At 61.1% G+C, this 17762-nt stretch carries 17 protein-coding genes; 11 read left to right on the top strand and 6 right to left on the bottom strand.

Annotated elements, in window-relative coordinates:
• Window positions 1–185: 185 nt before the first annotated feature.
• Complete coding sequence (locus KVT37_RS03995; RefSeq protein ID WP_217569941.1) at window positions 186–1076, bottom strand: LysR family transcriptional regulator; 891 nt, start codon at window positions 1074–1076, stop codon at window positions 186–188.
• A gap of 207 nt (window positions 1077–1283) precedes the next feature.
• Here KVT37_RS03995 and KVT37_RS04000 point away from each other — a divergent pair, with 207 nt between their 5' ends.
• Together KVT37_RS04000 and KVT37_RS04005 are read left to right on the top strand one after the other, a co-directional pair.
• Window positions 1284–2207: a DMT family transporter gene (locus tag KVT37_RS04000; protein WP_217569943.1), complete on the top strand. Its 924-nt coding sequence runs from the start codon at window positions 1284–1286 to the stop codon at window positions 2205–2207.
• Window positions 2204–2929 carry a haloacid dehalogenase type II gene (locus KVT37_RS04005; protein ID WP_217569945.1) on the top strand — a complete coding sequence of 242 codons (726 nt, stop codon included), beginning with the start codon at window positions 2204–2206 and terminating at the stop codon, window positions 2927–2929. Before KVT37_RS04000 ends, KVT37_RS04005 begins: the two co-directional genes overlap by 4 nt.
• Window positions 2930–2967: 38 nt before the next feature.
• On the opposite strand, the gene KVT37_RS04010 is transcribed toward KVT37_RS04005, so the two are convergent.
• Complete coding sequence (locus KVT37_RS04010; protein ID WP_217569947.1) at window positions 2968–3468, bottom strand: CAP domain-containing protein; 501 nt, start codon at window positions 3466–3468, stop codon at window positions 2968–2970.
• A 169-nt stretch (window positions 3469–3637) separates the two neighbouring features.
• On the opposite strand from KVT37_RS04010, the gene KVT37_RS04015 reads away from it, so the two are divergent.
• Window positions 3638–4462 (top strand): DUF2189 domain-containing protein, encoded by an 825-nt coding sequence (locus KVT37_RS04015; RefSeq protein ID WP_217569949.1) that lies wholly within the window; start codon window positions 3638–3640, stop codon window positions 4460–4462.
• A 27-nt stretch (window positions 4463–4489) separates the two neighbouring features.
• Here the strand turns inward: KVT37_RS04015 and KVT37_RS04020 are convergent, their stop codons facing one another.
• From KVT37_RS04020 to KVT37_RS04030, 3 genes are all read right to left on the bottom strand, one after another.
• Window positions 4490–5122 (bottom strand): LysE family translocator, encoded by a 633-nt coding sequence (locus tag KVT37_RS04020; protein ID WP_217569952.1) that lies wholly within the window; start codon window positions 5120–5122, stop codon window positions 4490–4492.
• A gap of 94 nt (window positions 5123–5216) precedes the next feature.
• Window positions 5217–7190 carry a pilus assembly protein gene (locus tag KVT37_RS04025; RefSeq protein ID WP_217569953.1) on the bottom strand — a complete coding sequence of 658 codons (1974 nt, stop codon included), beginning with the start codon at window positions 7188–7190 and terminating at the stop codon, window positions 5217–5219.
• 196 nt (window positions 7191–7386) lie between these two features.
• Entirely contained in the window at window positions 7387–9336 is a 1950-nt protein-coding gene (locus tag KVT37_RS04030) for a pilus assembly protein (protein ID WP_217569955.1), read from the bottom strand.
• Between the two features lie 288 nt (window positions 9337–9624).
• On the opposite strand from KVT37_RS04030, the gene KVT37_RS04035 reads away from it, so the two are divergent.
• From KVT37_RS04035 to KVT37_RS04055, 5 genes are all read left to right on the top strand, one after another.
• The gene (locus KVT37_RS04035; protein ID WP_217569957.1) at window positions 9625–10485 is read left to right on the top strand and encodes a TIGR01459 family HAD-type hydrolase; all 861 of its coding nucleotides are present in this window, start codon (window positions 9625–9627) and stop codon (window positions 10483–10485) included.
• Between the two features lie 33 nt (window positions 10486–10518).
• A complete protein-coding gene (locus KVT37_RS04040; RefSeq protein ID WP_217569959.1) occupies window positions 10519–11502 on the top strand; it encodes a bifunctional riboflavin kinase/FAD synthetase in 984 nt (327 codons plus the stop codon).
• A 207-nt stretch (window positions 11503–11709) separates the two neighbouring features.
• A complete protein-coding gene (locus tag KVT37_RS33450; RefSeq protein WP_254633809.1) occupies window positions 11710–11988 on the top strand; it encodes a hypothetical protein in 279 nt (92 codons plus the stop codon).
• Between the two features lie 310 nt (window positions 11989–12298).
• Window positions 12299–13153, top strand: coding sequence for a hypothetical protein (locus tag KVT37_RS04050; protein ID WP_217569961.1), 855 nt, complete (start codon window positions 12299–12301; stop codon window positions 13151–13153).
• 38 nt (window positions 13154–13191) lie between these two features.
• Window positions 13192–13935 (top strand): DUF1353 domain-containing protein, encoded by a 744-nt coding sequence (locus tag KVT37_RS04055; RefSeq protein ID WP_217569963.1) that lies wholly within the window; start codon window positions 13192–13194, stop codon window positions 13933–13935.
• Between the two features lie 35 nt (window positions 13936–13970).
• Here KVT37_RS04055 and KVT37_RS04060 read toward each other — a convergent pair whose 3' ends face one another.
• Window positions 13971–14525: an HdeD family acid-resistance protein gene (locus KVT37_RS04060; RefSeq protein ID WP_217569965.1), complete on the bottom strand. Its 555-nt coding sequence runs from the start codon at window positions 14523–14525 to the stop codon at window positions 13971–13973.
• Window positions 14526–14850: 325 nt separating this feature from the next.
• Here KVT37_RS04060 and KVT37_RS04065 point away from each other — a divergent pair, with 325 nt between their 5' ends.
• From KVT37_RS04065 to KVT37_RS04075, 3 genes are all read left to right on the top strand, one after another.
• A complete protein-coding gene (locus KVT37_RS04065) occupies window positions 14851–15945 on the top strand; it encodes a hypothetical protein (RefSeq protein ID WP_217569967.1) in 1095 nt (364 codons plus the stop codon).
• The gene (locus KVT37_RS04070) at window positions 15942–16499 is read left to right on the top strand and encodes a hypothetical protein (protein WP_217569969.1); all 558 of its coding nucleotides are present in this window, start codon (window positions 15942–15944) and stop codon (window positions 16497–16499) included. The genes KVT37_RS04065 and KVT37_RS04070 overlap by 4 nt, the downstream gene beginning before the upstream one ends.
• A 145-nt stretch (window positions 16500–16644) precedes the next feature.
• On the top strand, window positions 16645–17760 hold the full coding sequence (locus KVT37_RS04075) for a glycosyltransferase family 4 protein (protein ID WP_217569971.1): 1116 nt from the start codon (window positions 16645–16647) through the stop codon (window positions 17758–17760).
• Window positions 17761–17762: the final 2 nt, after the last annotated feature.

Here is a 17762-nt window from a genome sequence, read left to right on the forward strand (position 1 = left end):
AGCGCCGGGTTACGACCTCCCCGAAAGCGATCAGTATAATTGGAAGGAACTGGCAGCAAATCTAGAGAGCCTGCTTGATCAGCCTGGTTTCTGCATCCGCGAATCCTTCGTTCTGACGGTTTGCAGGAACGAGGCAATCTAAGAGCAGTCCACTCGCCCCCGCCCTTGGTCGCGCATGCTTGCGTTTAGACGGCGATTTGAAGTGCTCCGTGACGGCTTACCTCGGCCACGATTTCCGTGATCAGCGTCTCCAGCGCCTGATTGCGGGGGCCACGTGCCCGCCTGATGATGTAAGCCAGGTCCGGAGGCTTGGGAAAAGCCGTGTCGACAATCTCCATACCGGGCTGCAGGTGCCGCTGACTCAAGAGCGCTACGCCGAGGCCGGAGGTCACGCCTGCAACGATTCCCGCCGCGCTGGAGCATTCGAATACGATTTCGAACAGCATTCCCTCGTCCTGCCCGAGATCGAGACCCCAACGCCGGTAGAAGCAGTCCTCGTCGAAGGAAAGAAAGGGGACCGGTTTTTCCTTCGGCAGCAGCAGGTCGGGAGACTTCACCCAATGCAGCGTTTCGCGAAACAGCAGGATATCGGTGGGGCGGACCTCGTGCCGGAACACCTGGATGATAGCGGCATCCAGCGCGCCTTGGCCTAGCAGTTCCCGCAAGGCGAGGCTCATCCGCACCTGCGTGCGCACGCTCACCTCGGGGTAGAGCCGGCGGAACCGGCCGAGAATACGCGAAAGGTCCGTACAGGTCGTGTCCTCGGTCATTCCCAACGCGATCTTGCCTTGCAGCGTGCTCTTGGACAGGCTGAGGATCGCTTCGTCATGGATCCCCAGGATGCGCCGTGCGTAACCCAGGAGATCCCGTCCGGCGCTGGTGAACATTGGCGCATTTGCCTTCCGGCTGAGGATTTCGCAGTCGAGGCTCGCTTCCAGTCTCCTGATCTTGTGGCTGACGGCCGATTGCGACAGGCCCAGAACCTCGGCCGCCCGCGTGACGCCACCATGGTTCTCGATCTCGACCAACGCCCGCATGGCATCGACATCCAGGCGGCGGCTCATCACTCCAGCCATGACAAATCTCGTTCGCAACGGAAACAGCTCGCCAAATTATGACGTGGAACCGCTGATGAGGCAATCATGCATGTCAGCAACGACGGTTATTTCATGAACATATCGAAATTTGTCATGTGCAAAGCCGCATATACGCCGCCATAGGTCTGCATCAAGCGGCCGCGATCATCGCTCGGAACGCGAGGCCGCAAGGAAAAAGAGAGGCTCATGCCATTCCTGCAAAACAAGGCTCAGCCACTCCTATGGCCGGTCATGGCGGCGGCCCTGGTCCTGAGTTGGAGTTCCGGCTTCGTCGGCATCCGTTTCGCCAGCGAGAATGCAGACGTTATGCTGGTCCTGTTCTGGCGTACCTTGGTGTCCGGATTGATCCTTCTGCCGTTTGCCCTGCTGATCGGGCCGCCCATTAGCGTGCGCGCCATGCTGCGCCAGATGATGTTCGGCGTGGCGATGATGTTTCTCTATCTGGGCGGATTCGCGCTTGCCATCGGCCAACGCGTGCCGACGGGCCTTGTCGCGCTGATCTCCGATCTTGTCCCTCTCGCCATTGCGGCCCTGTCGCAACCGGTTCTGGGTCACCGGCTGAGCGGCAGACAATGGATCGGAACGGCTCTGGGAACGGTCGGCGTGCTCATCGTCTCGCTCGACAGCCTGACGCTCGGCACAGCCCCGCTTTGGGCCTATCTCCTGACTGTCGCTTCCATGGTGGTTTTGGCGCTTGCCACGGTGGTGCAGAAGCGGATGGGGACGATCCTCATGCCCATCCATCAGAGCCTGTGCATCCAATGCCTGACCGCGGCTACCCTCTTTGCGCTCTGCGCGGCATGGAATGGCGGGTTGACGCCGCCTCTCGACGGTCGTTTCGAGTTCGGCATCGCCTGGCTGGTGCTGTTTTCGACCTTCTTCTGCTACGGCATCTATTACGCAAGCCTGCGCCTTTACAGCGTCGCTCAGGTCGGCAGCGCGATCTATCTCAGCCCGCCGGTGACGATGCTGTGGGGCTGGGCGATGTTCGGCGAACCGCTTTCGACGGCGATGTTTCTCGGCCTCGCGGTGACGCTGTTCGGGGTCTGGCTCACCGCGTCGCGCGCCGGCATTGAACCAATCATGGACATCAAGGAGGTAAACCCATGAAGCTGACCGATTTCCAGGCGCTGACCTTCGATTGCTACGGAACTCTGATCGACTGGGAAACCGGCATGATCGACGCCCTGAAGCCGCTGACCTCACGGGTCGGCCGCGGCTTAAGCCGCAACGAGATTCTGGAGGCGCACGCGCGGCATGAATCCAGCCAGCAGACATGGACGCCCGCGAAGCGCTACTGCGATCTTCTGGCGGTGGTCTACAAGCGGCTTGCGGAGGAATGGGGCGTCAGCACCACCCGGGAGGAGTGCATTGCCTATGGCGAAAGCGTGAAGGATTGGCCGGCCTTCGCCGATTCAGCGCAAGCCCTGCGATATCTCAAGCAGCACTATAGACTGATCATCCTCTCCAACGTCGACAACACGAGCTTTTCGTTCAGCAACAGAAAGCTCGGCGTGGATTTCGACGCGATCTACACGGCCGAAGATATCGGCTCCTACAAGCCCTCCGACCGCAACTTCAATTATATGCTCGAAAAGCTCGAGACGATCGGTGTCGCGAAAGGCCGGATTCTCCACACGGCCGAGAGCATGTTCCATGATCATGTTCCCGCCAGCCGCATCGGTCTCAAATCGTGCTGGATCTATCGCAGGCATGCGGATCAGGGCTTTGGCGCCACGATGCACCCCGGCGATCTGCCAAAGGTGGATTTTCGCTTCGACAGCCTGGCCGCGCTCGCCAAGGCGCACGCTGAAGAACTGCGTGGAGGGTGATATTGTTCGAGCCGCCCGCAAGTGGCGGCTTCTCAGGCTTATCTGCCCAGCACCAGCGCCCAGTAGCGCAGGGCGGGATCGCGGCCGTCGCGAACATAGGCCAGGCCGAAGCGGCTGAAATCCGGATCGAGCATGTTGCGGCGGTGGCCGTCGGAGTGCATCCAGATGTCGAACAGCTTTTGCTGGTCGAAGCGCCCCTCGGCGATGTTTTCGGCGGCGGCGCCCCGCACGCCATTGTCCTTCATGCGCGAGGCGAAATCCTTGCCCCAGCCGGTGGTATGGCTCATGCGTTCGCGCGACGCCATGTAGCCGGCCTGCTGCAGCGCGGCCTGTTCGAGCTGCGTGTCAGGTGTCAGCGCCGGCAGCGCGGCTGAGGCGCGGATGCCGGCAAGCGTCGTCGTGGCGGACGACGAAACGCCGGCGCCTTCGCCGGTCGGCACGGATACGGTGCTGCAGGCGGCGATGCCGGCAAGCGCCGTCAGGCCTGCGGCCTTGAACAATGTGCGGCGGTTGAGATTGGTGACGGTGGAGATGCTCATGCGGCCTCTGATACCGGCGATCATGGCTTTTGCCGGGCAATCGATGAAAATCGCTTGAAGCGGCGACTTTTCCCGGAAGATCGGTTATCATCCCGGCGTTCTTGAAAGTGGCAGCCACGGGCGGGCCACCCAGGCGGTGACCGCCCCCCGAGAGATACGGAGGACGGTAATGGCCGGTTTTCATGTCATGGCGGACGCGCAAGGGATGCATGTGCAGCCCACGGTGCGCCACATCACCACCGCGGACCTCTGGGATGCGCTGAAGCTCGGCGCCGAGGATTTCTGGGCCAAGCCTTCGCATTACGTGTTCCTGTGCCTGATCTATCCGATCGTCGGCTTGATCCTGACGCAATGGAGCTCGGGCTCGAACGCCATCCAGCTCGTTTATCCGCTGATGTCCGGTTTCGCGCTGATAGGCCCGTTCGCGGCCATCGGCCTCTACGAGATCAGCCGCCGGCGCGAGCTTGGCATGAGCAGCCGCTGGCATCATGCGCTGGATGTGCGCCATTCGCCGGCGCTGCCGTCGATCGCCGTCATCGGCATCCTGCTCTTCGCGCTGTTCCTGTTGTGGCTGTTCACCGCGCAATCGCTCTACACCAGCCTGTTCGGCGCCGAGCCGCCCGCTTCGGTCGGTGCCTTCGTGCGTGACGTGCTGACGACCGGCAAAGGCTGGACGCTGATCCTCGTCGGCAACGCCGTCGGATTCGTCTTCGCCGTTGTCGTTCTGGCCACCACCGTCATTGCCTTCCCGCTGCTGCTCGACCGCGACGTCGGCGCCGTCTCGGCGATCGAAACCTCGGCCCGCGCTGTGATGGCCAATCCGCTGATGATGGCGCTCTGGGGCCTGACGGTCGCCGTGCTGCTGGTCATCGGCTCGATCCCGCTGTTTGCCGGACTCGCCGTCGTCATGCCGATCCTCGGCCACGCGACCTGGCACCTCTATCGCAAGGTGGTCGAGCCGGAGCAGATCCGGCCCGTCCGCCGGCCGATGTAGGGGACGGCCGCGTTCTTGGGTTGACGGCTATCTTTGCGCCTCGGTCGCCATCTTCAGCGCCAAGGCCGTCAGCACCGTGCCCATCATCCAGCGCTGGACGACCAGCCAGAATGGCCGTCCGGCGAGGAAGGTCGCGATCGACCCGGCGGTCACCGCGATGATGGCATTGACCGTGAGGCTGATCGAAATCTGCGTCACGCCGAGCACCAGAAGCTGTGACAAAACATGGCCCTTGGCCGGATTGATGAACTGCGGCAACAGCGACAGATAGAGCACCGCGACCTTCGGGTTGAGCAGGTTGGTCATCAGGCCCATGACGAAAAGCTTGCGCGGCCTGTCTCTTGGCAGCTCGCGGACCTGGAAGGGCGAACGCCCGCCGGGCTTGAGCGCCTGCCAGGCGAGCCACAACAGGTAGAGCGCGCCGGCAAAGCGCAGCGCGTCATAGGCGTAAGGCACGGCGAAGATGAGCGCGGTGATGCCGAAGGCTGCGGACACCACGTAGAACAGGAAGCCCAGCGCCACGCCGCCGAGCGAGATCAGCCCCGCCTTCGGCCCTTGCGACAGCGAGCGCGAGATCAGGTAGATCATGTTCGGGCCTGGCGTCAGCACCATGCCGAGGCAGATCAGCGCAAAGGTCAGATGGTTGGCGGCGTCGGGCATTGCAGTCTCCGGAACGTGCCCGAGATTTGCGTCGCCTCGTTAAAACTCGCAAGGGCTTGCAGCAGCCACCCGTTGCGCCAGCGCAAGGCGCGCCTTACCCCACGACCCGCAAATTCGACAACTCGTTCGCGATTTCCTTGAAATTGTCGGACAGCGTCGCCCCGGTCGCGTTCCAGAACAGCTTGGCCGGTTTGCTGGGATCGGTCGGGTCCTTGCGGAAACGGGAGTCGGAAGAGCAGGCCTTCAGCGCGGCCATCGCCTTCTGGTCGCTCGAGCTGGTCGACGACATGTCGAGCGCCACCGTCATCACCATGATGTTGGCCGCCTTGGCGTTGTCGCACAGCTTCGCCATCTGCTCGTTCATCGCGGCCGTGTAGTTGCTCGATGAATAGTTGAACTGGCCGATGGCGTTCGAGGTGCCGCCGAACAGGCGGGTGACCGAGGTGCCGTTATAGCCGACGCCGGTATAGCCATAGGCGGCATAGGTCGACTTGTTGCCGGCCGGGTCCGAGCTGACCGTCGAATAGGTGTTCTCGCCGTCGGTCAGCACGATGACGACCTTGTCGTTGCCGCGCTCGGTTTCCGGCCGCCCCTCGGTGAAGGGCGCAGCACTCGACACCGTACGCCAGCCCCAGGCCATGCCTTCGGGTACGTTGGTGTTGCCGTTGGGCTGCATCAGGTCGATCGCCGCCTTGATGGCCGTAAGCCCGTCCGTCTGGGTGACATCGGTGAGCGGCGTGATCGGCGTCGTCGTGCAGCTGTAATTCGGGCCGGCGCCGGAGCTCAGCACCGGGGCATTGATCGGCCGTGGCATGAAATACTTGGCCATGTTCGATTGCCTGGTCTTGCCTGTGGTGCTCGTCGGATCGTCGTTCCACCAGCTGTTGGCGGCGCCGTAGGTCACCGGCTTCGGCTCGTCAGGGTCTTGCGTGACATACCATTGGTTGCCGGGCTCGTCCGGCGCGAACATCGGCACGAACATAGTGGCGGGATCGCCGATGCCGATGCCGGTATTGTTCGGGCCGCCGGAAGCCGGGGTGTCGTCGACATTGTAAGGATAGGGCCGCACCTCGACGCAGCCCTGCCAGCTGGCGAACGGGCCATAGGTGTCGGTGTAGTAGTATTCGTTGTGGCTGCGCTTGCATGTGTTGTCGGAGCGGTATTCGTCGCACACGACACGCTTGCTGCCGGCGATGCGCTCATGGCTGGTCACCACCTGCATGTCGCGATAGAGCGAAAAGCGGCTCAGCACCTGGTTTTCCGTCTCGCCCCAGCCGGTACCCTTCTTGTACCAGATGCCGTTGCTCTTCTGGGCGTATTTGTTGGGGGCATTGAGCGTCGACCAGTCGAAATTCTCGTTCGCGATCGGCGATAGCCCATAGACGTCCATCCAGGGGGCGTTGTCGTTGTCCGGCCCGACATTGACCGAGGCCGCGAAGGGCACGAGGCTGAACTGCACCGGCTTGTCGATCTGCTTGATCTGCGCTGCCTGCTGCGCCAGCGTGTCGACAAGCTGCTTGGCGGCCTGCTTGAGCAGGTCGATGCGTTTTTGTCCCGAGCCGGTGCCGGGCGTCGTCATCGAGCCGGAATTGTCGAGCACCATCGCCACTTCCAGCGTGTTCTTCAGCCGCACCTGGGAGTCCATGCCGAGCTTGACCGACTTGTTCGCATCGATCGTCGATGCGCCGACCAGCAGCGCGGACGACGGATAGAAATAAGGATGGTAGTTCAGCGTTGCGCTCATGGTGAGCAGGCCGCCGCCGGCCTGGTTGGTGGGCAACGTGATGTTGAGCGCAACGTTGGCGGGGTCGATGTTGTTGAGGTTGGCGTTGAAGAAGTCGACCGCGTAGGCCCTGATCTGGTCGTCCGTGGCGCCTTCGGCAAGCCGCCGTGCCGCGGCGAAATTGGCGGCGTCGAGCGCGTTCAGCACCATCTGCTTCTGGCGGTTGAGCTCGCTGAAATCGACGGCCATCGCCACCGCTCCCATCAGCGGCACCATGGCGATCGCGGTCATCAGGGCGTAGTTGCCACGGCGGTCACGGCAGAATTGATGCCAGAACTTGCGCATTGTTTTTGAGCGGCCCCCCGCCGACGGATTTTCGCAGGGCCACACTTCCACAAAACGCTGAAGGACCGGTTTGGCAAACCGGTCGATTGCTTAACGGCGGGTTCACCAACCGCTAACCAAACCGATTGCCCGGCATGCCGCACGATGAAAAACGCCCGCCTTGCGGGCGGGCGCCACCGATCGATTGGCGTGGCGCTCAGCTGACGATGCGCAGGTTCGACAGTTCGTTGCCGATCGCCTTGAAGTCGTCCGACAGCGTCGCGCCGGTCGAATTCCAGAACAGCTTGGCCGGCTTGGTCGGATCGGTCGGATCCTTGCGGAAGCGCGAGTCCGACGAGCAGGTCTTCAGCGCTGTCATCTGCGCTGCCTCGGCGGTGTTGCTGGAATCGAGATCGAGCGCGATGGTCATGACGATGATGTTGGCGGCCTTGGCGTTGTCGCACAACGTGGCCAAATGCTCGCTCATGGCCTTGGTGTAGTTCGCGTTCGAATAATCGGTCTTGCTGACATTGGTGCTGGTGCCGAGGAATGGCCGGCCGTAGGTGTATGTGCTTCCGAACGGCTTCGTCTGGCTGCTCGAGCCGTTGCCGTAGGCAAGGTAGCCCAGGGAAGAATAGATGGCCTTGTTGCCCGCAAGGTCGTTGCCGCCCTGGTTCCAGTTCGAGCCTGAATAGCTTTGCGCGGTCACCGACGTCGGCGTGTAGTATGTATTGGCGCCGTCGGTGAGCACAATTACCACCTTGTCATTGCCCTTTTCGGTCTCCGGGCGTCCCTCGGTAAAGGGCGCGGTGCTGGAAAGCGTGCGCCAGCCCCAGGCCATGCCCTCCGGAACATTGGTGGCGCCGACATCGACCATGGCATCGATCGCGTTCTTGACCGCGGTGGCGCCGGCCGACGTGGAGACATCGGTCAGCGGCGTGATCGCGGTCGTGCTGCAGCTGGTGTTCGGCCCGGCATTCGAGCCGTAGGCAGGCGTGACCTTTGTGCCGTAGTTGAAATATTTCGGCATGTATTTCTGGCGCGTCGGATCGTCGGTGCTGTTCGTCACGTCGAGATGCCAGTTGTTGTTTGCCGGCCGGGAATAGCTGTCCGTACGATCGGTTTCGTCAGGTGCGAACATCGGCACGAACAACGTCGCCGGCGTCGAGGTCGAGGCGGCCGTGTCCTGGATGTTATAAGGGTACGGGCGCGATTCCACGCAACCGCTCCAGCTTGCGATCGGCGCATAGGTGTATGTCGCGTTGGATCTACAGTTGCCGCTGCTGTCGGTGGAACTGCAGGCCGAAATCCGCTGCATCCATTTGTAGAGCGAGAACCGCGTCAGCGGCTTGTCCTTCTGGGTCGCATCCCAGTCCGTGCCGCGCGCGTACCAGATGCTGCCGACCTTTTCGACGTATCTCTGCGGCCAGGGGGAGTTGCCCTGCGTCATCGTCGTCCAGTCGAAATTCTCGTGCTGGATGGGCGAGATGCCGTCCTGATCCATCCACGCCGCCGTCGAGTTGCCCGTGCCGATATTGACCGAGGCAGCGAAGGGAACCAGGCTGAATTGAACCGGCTTGGAAACCTGTTTCATCAGCTGCGCCTGCCCCGACAACTGATCGACGAGCTGCTTGGCGGCGCTCTTCAAGAGGTCGAACCGCACCTGGCTCGAGCCGTGACCGAGTTCGGTCATCGAGCCCGAATTGTCGAGCACCAGCGACACTTCCAGCGTGTTCTTGAGGCGGATCTCGGACCTTGCCGAGAAGTTGAGGTTCGACTGGCCGGCGGTTCCGCCAAGCAGCGCGACCGCGGCCGGCAGGAAATAGGGCTGGTATTTCAGGGCGGCCTCGAGCACCAGCGTGCCGCCGCCCGCATTGTTGTTCGGCAAGGTGACCGTCAACGTCGTGTTTTCCGGTTTAACATGCCTGAGGTTGGCCTCGAAGAATGTCTTGGCATAGGCCTTGGCATCGGTGTCGCTGGCGCCGGCGACGATCTGCTGTGCCGTCGCGATGCCGGCGGCATCGAGCGCGTTCAGCGTCTCCTGCCGCTCCCGCACCAGTTCGGTATAGTCGACTGCCAACGCTACGCCGCCCATCAGCGGTATCATCGTGATGGCGGTCATCAAGGCATAATTGCCTCGTCTGTCACTCAAGAATTTGCGGATCAACGCCCTTAGCCCCCGCCAAGATCCTATAGTTTCTTGCCCATCATCGTCATAAAACGTTAAATTTTAGATCCATCGAAAGCAGCAAGATCGCGCAGCCCTTTGACGGGGCGTTAACCCTGTGCACTCAACCAGCCGTCCGGGGCCATTGCCGGTACCCGTCGCCTGTCCTCGCCTGGCCGGGAAAGCCGATCCGGAAAGCTGGTGACAGAATGAGGCGCTTCCGCTATGCGGGGCCGACCACGGCGGCCTTCAGCGCGACGCCTTCAAGATCAAAATCAGGGACACGGCATGGCGGATTCGCCTGACATCATCGCTTCGCTCGACGACCTGGCAGGGCGCTACGCCGCCATCCTGTGCGACGTATGGGGCGTCGTGCACAATGGCGAATGGCATTTCCCGGCCGCGGCTGCCGCGCTTGCGAAGGCGCGCGCGGCCAACGTGCCTGTCGTGCTGATCACCAATTCGCCGCGTCGCAGTGCCGACGTCGTCGCCCAGATGAAGGTCATCGGGGTTCCCGCCGATGCCTTTGACCGGGTCGTCACGTCCGGCGACGTTACGCGTGACCTGATCGCCGAGGGGCCAAGGAAGATCTTCCACATCGGCCCCGAGCGCGATTTCACCCTCTATGACGGGCTCGACGTCGATCTCGTCGAGGAGTTCGAGGCCTCGGGCATCGTGTGCACCGGGCTCTATGACGACGAGGTGGAGAAGCCCGCCGACTATGCCGATCTGCTGCGGCGGCTGCGCGCCCGCAATCTGCCGTTCATTTGCGCCAATCCGGATATTCTGGTGGAGCGCGGCGAGCGCACCATCTGGTGCGCCGGCGCGCTCGCGCGGGATTACGCGCAACTGGGCGGCCGCACGCTGATCGCCGGCAAGCCTTTCGCGCCGATCTACGATGTCGCCATGAAGGAGCTCGCGAGCCTGCTTGGCCGCGCCGTCGGGCGTTCAGAGGTTCTGGCCATCGGCGACGGCATGATGACCGATGTCAAGGGCGCGGCCGACAACGGCTTTGACGTGCTCTATGTCTCGGGCGGCATCCATGCCCGCGACTATGGCGATCCGCTGCGGCCCGATCCCGAAAGGCTGGCGGGTTTTCTCGACAAGCATGGCTACCGGCCGGTGGCCGTCATCGCGCGGCTGCAATAGGTTTGATGGTCTGGCCATGACGGGCATTTCGACATGACGCAAGCCTTCGAACGTCTTTCCGCGGTCGCGCCGCTGCCCGCGCATCTGCGCGGCGCCGTCGTGGCGATCGGCAATTTCGACGGTGTCCATCGCGGCCACCAGGCCGTGCTGGAGCGCGCGCTGGCCGAAGCCCGCCGCAACGGCGTGCCCGCCTTGGTGCTCACCTTCGAGCCGCACCCGCGCAAGGTGTTCCGGCCACAGGTGCCGCTCTTCGTGCTGACGCCGCCGCCGATGAAGGCCAGGCTGCTCGCCAGACTTGGCTTTGCCGCTTTGGTCGAGCAGCCGTTCACGCGCGATTTTGCCTCGCTCTCCGCAGAGGCTTTCGTGACCGACGTGCTGGAAAGGAATCTCGGTATCAGCCACGCCGTCACCGGGTTCGACTTCCACTTCGGCAAGGACCGCCAGGGCGGTCCGGCTTTCCTGATGGCGGCGGGCGAACGGCATGGCTTCGGCGTAACGCTGGTCGACGCCTTCCGCGATGAGGGCGCCGAGGTGGTCTCGTCGAGCCGCATCCGGGAACTGCTTGCCGAGGGCAAGGTGGAGGAGGCCGCTGGCCTGCTCGGCTATCGCTTCACCGTCGAGGCCGAGGTGATCGGCGGCCAGCAGCTTGGCCGCACCCTTGGCTTCCCGACCGCCAATATGCGGCTTTCGCCGGAAGCCGCCTTGAAGGAAGGCATTTACGCCGTCCGCTTCCGGCGCGCCGACGGCACGCTCCATGACGGCGTCGCCAGCTTCGGCCGCCGCCCGACCGTCGACGACAATGGCGCGCCGCTGCTCGAGACTTACGTCTTCGACTTTTCCGGCGATCTCTATGGCGAGACCTGTGAGGTGTCGTTCTTCGGTTTTTTGAGGCCGGAACTGAAGTTCGATGGGCTGGATGCGCTTGTGGCGCGGATCAAGCAGGACGAAATGGAGGCGCGGGCGCTTCTCGCCGGCGTGCGCCCGCTCTCGGAGCTGGACGCCGCGATCGCTTTCTAGACCGCCTTCGAACGCAGTGACTCAAAGGCTGATCCGCCCAGGTGAAGCGCTTTACCGAAGGTGGACGCTCGGGTGCGCAGAACGCATCGATGAAGATGGATCTGATCGTATAGACCGTCGTCTTGAGGTTCGCCGTGCTGTTTATCCTCTGTGACGGTTTGAGCGCATTGGGGCAAGACCGGCAGCAGCCGTAGCCTGGCCGTCGTCATGCTCCTGTCGCCGGTATCCTATTTCGCCTTCGCTTTAATCAACACGCAGCTGAACCTTGCCGTCATCTGCGCGCTGGTCAATCCGGTGGTCGTGGCCGGCGCGGCGCTGGTCGACGCGATCGTCTCAAGAAGAAGTGTCGGCCGCGCAAAGTCTTGGCATCGTGTTGGCGCTGATCGGCCTGCCAGTTTCTCGGCGTTGACTGACCGGCATGATTGCAAGAGGTGGGGCCAGTTTGTGCGGAACAAAAGACCCTATCGTCTCGGTGCGCCAAGCTAATGGCGATAGTCGGTGGATCAAATTAATATGATCGGTTGTAGGTCGCTGCGACGGATTGTTTTAGTGTTCGCCTCACGTTATGTGTTGTTTTGCTAATTAAGCCATTACGTGTATTGCGATATTGCGTTGGTACGCAAAACTAACTTGCTCGGATGCGCTTGAACCGGGCAACCGGAAGTAAGTGTGTAGGGGTGTGCTGTTGCTACGCGATTCGCTTATTAACGTGGGAAAATCCGCTTTTGCCTGCGAGGGTCGGCGGCAAGTGTTCGACTGGGAACGTAAAGAATTTCCATAATTTGAGGAGGGTAAAGTGATCGACAGGCGCAGTTTGGTTGTCGGTGGCACAGCAATCGTTCTGACCGGCTATGGGATCGCCGCGCCAATGAAAGTCGGACGGTTACAGGCATGGGCTATGCGAACAGGTCCAGGTCCGGGTTTGCCGCAAACTTATCCCCTTGATCATACCGCTGTTGTAGGTGTTACGACATCGAAGCAATGGGGTTGCTTCGGCCGGACCGCGGCTGACGATGGTGAAGAGAAGCGTATCGTAGCCGAGGCTGATGGAGATGAGTTGTGGGCTGCTGAGATTGGCGGGGCCGATGGTTCGGCCGGCATCGAACTGGACGTCACGGGGGCTTGCCAACAATGTTCCAACCGCTTGCTTTTGCCTGCGGGCATCGACGTAAATAAGGCGCGCGGAAACGAGATTACGACGCCGTTGTTCGGCAAGTACGGATTTGGCATTCCAGCACTTGTTGCCCGCATCAAAGACGGGGCGCGTGCCGTAAATCAGAAATTCCCAGGCCGGATATCGGACCACGCAGTTGCGACCGCAGTGAAACATGTCCAGGTGAACAACACCGAGGAATGGTCTGTCGTCGAGGGATATCTTGAATCGTTGTTTCGCCCTTCATTGGGCCCAGATTGGCCGTCGTGCAAGGCCGACCTCTCGCACGTCTACTATGCTCTTTACAACTATCGAGAGGCGCTGTTCAGCCAGTATTCGAAGGGTCACATCACAAAGGCGGATTTCGTAACCCGTCTTCAGGGTGCACTGGGCGGAGCTATTCAGCTGGTTGCCGAGATCGTAACACCAAGCAAATCGAATTCGACTGTGGCGATCCTGCCAGAAGTCCAGGCTGCGTTTGTGCTACACAATAATTGACGATGTCCGTCGTTTGGGCTCGGACAAGGGAGAGGAAGATGACGCATATTGCTGTGATGCTTGCCACGCTTCTGCTCAGTCTTGTACTGGCAGCTACGGCTCAGGCCGAAGGGCATTTCACGGGTAATCTTACGTTTCACCCGGTTGGATGTGAGGACGTCCGCGAATGCTACCTTGATAATACTTTTCACTACGTCGACAGCAAAGGGGGAGAGTGGGAAGCAGAGAAGGGTGACAAGACGGATGGCGCATCGATCCCGGACTGGGCGCAACGCTTTGTCGGGAAACCGTTCGATCCAAGTTTTATTCGCGCGGCCGTGATCCACGACCACTACTGCGACCGTCACGTTAGAAAGATGTTGGAAACGCATTGGGTGTTTTACGATGGGTTGCTTACCAGCCACGTCCCGCCCGCCAAGGCTAAGGTAATGTACGCTGCAATCCTGATCGGCGGACCGAAGTGGATTGATCTCATCCCTGGCAAGCCCTGCAAGCAAGGCGCCACTTGCATTCAAAGCGTGTCCAAGGTTCGGCTGCCGAGCGAGGCGTATGTGGCGACGGCAGAGGATGCCCACAGCATAATCGCGCGCGGACCCCAATATGACCAGCCGGAGGTAAAGGCGGCTATTGAAAAAATCCGGCAGAAAATCGAGCTAGATCCGGAGGCGGTTTCCGAAGACGATATCCTTGCGGAAGCCCGCAAGCTTCCGCAGAACCAATTTTTCTTCGATAACCTCAATGGCGTGGTCATCAATCCACCGCAGAATGATATTCGGCAATAGATGAGCGCCGATGCCGCGCCTCTGACGGCTGCCGCCTACCGCTTCAGCGCCAGCCCGATGGCGATGAGGCTCCAGCCCTGAAAGACCAGGTCGATGGCCAGGAACATGCCGAGCACCCACAGGCTGTTGACCGGCCAGCGCATGGCGATGATCAGGCCAAGCAGAATTGAGATGATGCCGGCCGCGAGCAGCCACCCCCAGCCTTGCTCCGGCCGATGGTTGAAGGCGACCCAGGATCTGAGCAACCCCGATGCGACGAGCGCGATCGCCAGCAGCAAAGTGAGAACCGCCGAGGCAAGCAGCGGGTTGTCGAAGGCAAAGAAGCCGGCGACGGCATAGAGCAGACCGCTCAGCAACCAGTAGAAGAACCGCCCCCAGGTCTTGACGCCGAAGGCGTGGACGATCTCGATGGCGCCAGCCATCAGCATCAGCCAGCCGACCACATAGACCGAGGCCACCGTGGCGATGAACAGATTGCCGAAGGCGATGCCGCCGAAGATCAGCAGCAGCACGCCGAGCGCCACGAACCATCCCCATTTGTCCCGCGTCTGGCCGATTGCGTCTTTCAGGGCGTCACCTTGCAAGGTCATGCTGTTTCTCCCTCGAATATCACCGCGCCGCTTGCGGGCGAAAGGAGGGTAGTCCCGATGACGCTGTCCCGTCCAGCTATGACCCGCCGCCGTTAAAATGCATCAGCCGTTTCCAAAGTTTAGCGGGTCGGTCCGTCACTTCATATCTTCAGTTCCGGCCGGCGCGCAGAGAGGTGTCACGTGCCCTGGATTGAGCGGTGGGTTCGTCGCGCGTTCCCATGTCGTTCATGACCTCATGCACGGCGCCAGCACAAACCCGCTGACGCCCTGTTGCCACTCCCCGAGATTCGAGAGACAACCACGGTCATTTCAACACAGGTCGACTATGAACATTAACGTGGCGGTCTTAGCCAGCGAACCCGACATTTGCCAAATTCGCCTCGTCCCTTTGCTCGATGCTTTGACCAATGCCGGGGCTATAGCGGACTACGTGCTGCTGGACCGTGACTTGGTTCCCATCGGCCGGCGTGGTTTCGATGAATTCAACGCCGTGATCGCGCAGAGAAACATCAGCAGAACGCAGCTCAATTTTATCGCGCGGCACCGTCTTCGGTTCATCTACGACATCGATGATCTGCTGCCCCGGTTGCCGGCGCACATGCATCGTATAACGCAGGAGACTTACCGCAGGATCGCGTGGTGCTTGGCTCATGCAGACGCTGTGTCGACTCCGAACCAAAAGCTAGCAAGCGAACTCGAACGGGCCACCGGCGTAAGCATTCACGATCGTGGCATCATCGTTCCAAATGGTCTCGAACCTGTCGTCGTCAAGGAAAGCGGATGGGCAGCCCCGGCCAAACAGTTGCTTTGGGTTTCAGGCGATCTCCCGATGATCGAGACCGAGGCACCGGGACTTGCCGAGGCGATTGCAAGTGCTGCCAATGACATTGGCCTAGAGGCCATCCTGATCGGTCGCTTCTCCGACCATATCCAGTCCCTGTTCCGGCAAGTCAGTTATATACCTAAATTGGCATTCGCGGACTATCGGAGGTTTCTCGCCGCGGTCAACGAGACGATAGCGGTCGCGCCGTTGCCTATCCATTCGGGAAGCCACGAGGCCTTCATAAATTCAAAGTCAGACATCAAGGCAGTAGATTTCCTTGGCCACGGTATTCCAGCGGTCTACTCAGCGGCCTGGCCTTATCGAAAGAGCGATCTTGTGCCGGCACCATTGGTGGCTAATGAGCCGCATGCGTGGCGTGAAGCAATCGCCGAAGTCGCTGCGCAACCGGCCCGGCACATTGATGAAATGAAAGTGGCGGCCGTTCATCGGCAGCGATCATACGCGACTGTCTCGACTGTGCTCGGTGATCGGATCGCCAACGCTTGCATGCCACATCGGCCACTACCACGCGCCTCATTCAATTCCGTCTTGCGAGGATGGGAGCGGCGCATGCGGAAATGGCGGAGATCCCGATGACAAACTTCGGCGGGTTTCAGCACGTTGTGCCACATCCAGTTCAGCGCTGCGCCGTGGGAACGGCTCGGGTTTTTCACAGTCCAAGGATTGGCCGGCAATCTTACATAGGCGATGCCGTGGGCCGCGCATACCTGCCTGTTCTCGCGGGCGGCAGCTTCGCTGATGCTGTTGTCGGCCACGATGTGGAGATCGTGACGAACAAGTCCTTTCGTCAGCCGCAACTGCAGATCCAGGCACTGAGCGTCGCCGAAGGCAATGGTAAGCAGGACATTGCGCCCTCGGACGGCATCGCGGATGCCCGAAATGGCACGATCGTCGACCGGCTCACGCACGAACCTCCGGTCGATTCTCCGGTAACGGGCAGTCTTGATGGCATGCATCAGCGGCTGCAGCCTCAGCCATTGCAGCAACTCGTACTCGCGCAGAGTCTTTGGCACGGGTATGGCAGCTCTCAGGCGAAGCCGGCTTGGCAGCCACAATTAATCCATCGAATCTTCATAATCGCGCTCCGGTTTTTTGGAAAGCTCGAACGCAACAGCACCCAAGTCTCTTGATAACCGGGTATATACAGCATATTCGTGGTTTCAACACGACTGACACTAAGCGCCCTGCTTTGTTTGTTTGAATGGAGAAGTCTGCGGCGCGCCGGAGACTCTCCGCTCGATCGGACTCGGGCAAGATCGCGCTCCGGAACATACGATGAGAATCTGCTGCGCAATCTCTGCCCTGTTTATGAACGGGGGCCTCCAAAGGGATTGTCTCAACATCAGCGACCGCCTGGTGAAGCGCGGCCATAACGTGACGATCCTGACGACCCGTCAGGTCGGCCACGTCGAGAGTTCGGCGACGATAAAGGTCCGCCCGGCGCGGGTACTCTCCAATCCTGGTACCGAATATGCGCTGGGACGGACCGTGCTTGCGGCCAGGCGGGACTTCGACTGCGTGGTTGGTTTCAACAAGATGGCTGGTCTGGACATCTACTACGCCGGCGACCCGCCTTATTTTGTCTCGAAACTTGGATGGTGGCGGCCGTTTTCGCCACGCTTCATGCGCCAGCAAAAGCTCGAATCTATGATCTTTGCCCCCGGCAACGCGGTGCAGATCATTGCGCTCAGTGAACACCAGGCGGCGCTTTACCGCGACTTCTGGCGAACGGAAGAATCGCGCATTCATGTCGTCGGGCCGACCCTCGATCCGAAACGCTGCAGACCTGAACTGCGGACCGGCGACCGCAATGAGATCCGCGATCGCTTTGGGCTTCCCCGCGAAGCCGTCATCGCCTTGAGCATCGCCAACAGAATGAAGGTGAAAGGTCTCGACCGGGCGGTAAAGGCGCTTGAGCCGTTCCCGAACATCCATTGGCTGATCGCCGGCCTTCGAAAAAACAGCGAGGAGGAAACCCGGCTTCGCGGCCTGATTTCCAGATTCGGCATGTCGGAACGGGTGACGCTCCTGGGCATCCAGGAGGATATTCCTGCGATCGTGGTTGCGAGCGATTTCATGCTGCACCCGGCTCGCCTGGAAAATACCGGCACGGTGATCCTCGAGGCGCTCGCAAATGGCCTGCCCGTCATTGCATCCGACGCCTGCGGATACGCGAAATATGTCGAGGCGAGCGGCGCGGGACTGGTTGTTGCCAGTCGTGACGACCCCGAAATCTGGCGCCAGGCGATCCTGAAGGCCGGCGACCCGGACATCCGAGCGCAATGGCACAAGGCTGCCCTTGCCTATGGCGCGTCGACGCCGCTTACCGGCGGGCTGGACGCTGCCTGCGACCTGATCGAGACGTCGCCCCCCAATCGGCGGGTCGGATGATG

Source organism: Mesorhizobium sp. GbtcB19 (assembly GCF_019091085.1).
GTDB lineage: Bacteria > Pseudomonadota > Alphaproteobacteria > Rhizobiales > Rhizobiaceae > Mesorhizobium.